Annotated in this window: 2 protein-coding genes; both read right to left on the bottom strand. The window is 60.1% G+C overall.

The genetic code is table 11. From position 1 onward, the window contains the following. A partial coding sequence (locus EN935_RS36325; RefSeq protein ID WP_245489142.1) for a YncE family protein occupies nt 1-470 on the bottom strand: 470 nt, incomplete at its 3' end. A 159-nt stretch (nt 471-629) separates the two neighbouring features. Then, nucleotides 630-1290 (bottom strand): creatininase family protein (locus EN935_RS36330; protein ID WP_127374247.1); only part of this gene is annotated, 661 nt, incomplete at its 5' end.

The following is a 1290-nucleotide window of genomic DNA, read 5'->3' on the forward strand; positions in this document are numbered from 1 at the left end:
ACCTTCAAGAGGCCGCCAGCGCCGTATTCGCATGTGAAGATGGCGTAGGCATTGTCGGCGGAGAAATCAGCATGATTGATACCGGGGCAGGTCGGCGTCGGGATCGCCGATTTGAGCGCCATTGTATGCGGATCGCGCAGATCGAGCCGCTCATAGGCTTCATCGACTATGACGGCCGCGCTTCCGTCCGGCATGAAGTACATGTTGTAGGGGTCATCGACTGGAATTTCGTGACCCGGTTTGCCGGTCTTGGGTTCAATGGGCGTCACGCTGCCCTTGTTGGTACCGCTGGCGTTGTTGGCGACCCAGAGCGTCTTCAGATCCCAAGACGGAACGACGTGCTGCGGCTTGCGCCCGACAGGGAATCTGTCGACCTCCTTGAGGGTCACGGTGTCGATGACCGATACGCTGTTGGACGAGCGATTTGGTACATAGACGCGGGGCAGCGCGCCTGTCGTCGCCGGGCTCAAATGATCCGCCGTTCTGGCTGTAGATGTTGATCGGAGAGTGCGAAGGAGGCGGCTCGCTGCAATCTTCCGGACACGATCCGGCAGAAGCTGATGTCGACGACAGCGCGAGCGAAAACATGAGCGGCGCGCAGAAGCTCTTGAACCACCAATATGCCTTGATCATTTGGGCTGCTGCTTTGCGATGAATCCGTGGATCGCTTCGGTCGTTCCATCAACGATCAGGTCTACGCCGAGTTGGCCGAACGCGGCCGACGATCGGGTCGGATCGCCGCCATAGACGCCGTCGTCGGCATTGAGCTTCGGGGCGGCCGCAAGGCGATCCTTGCGCACCATGGAAGGGTCGATAGCTAGCATGAGCGATGTGTCGGCCAATCCGGCGTGCGTTCCAACCTCAGGCTGCGTCGCGCCGGCCGACAAGAGCTTTTCGACATAGGCGCTCTGGGTGATCTGATAGTATTCGAGCGCCGCAAAGACCCGGACCGGGGTTTTGCGCCATTCGGCATTCAGGCGATCGGCCACAAGGCGCTCGTCGGCCTGATAGCCGCCGTGGTCGCCGATCAGCACAATGGTCCTGAAGCCATGCAGCTTGAAGCTGCGGGCCGCGGATTCAAGCAGCTGTTCGAAAGTCTTGTCGCTGATGGTGATTGTTCCGGGAAACCGCATATGGGCGGTCGGCGGGTCGATGGTCCCTTCCGGAACATAGGAGATCACCGGAGCGACCAACGCGTTGCCCAGCCTGCTGGCTATCTTTTCAGCCAGGAACTTGACCCGCACATTGTGCTTGCCCAAAGCTATGGCGGCACCCCTTTTCTCAGTCCCA

Origin of the sequence: Mesorhizobium sp. M7D.F.Ca.US.004.03.1.1 (assembly GCF_003998635.1) — a bacterium.
In the GTDB taxonomy this organism is placed as follows: Bacteria; Pseudomonadota; Alphaproteobacteria; order Rhizobiales; family Rhizobiaceae; genus Mesorhizobium; species Mesorhizobium loti.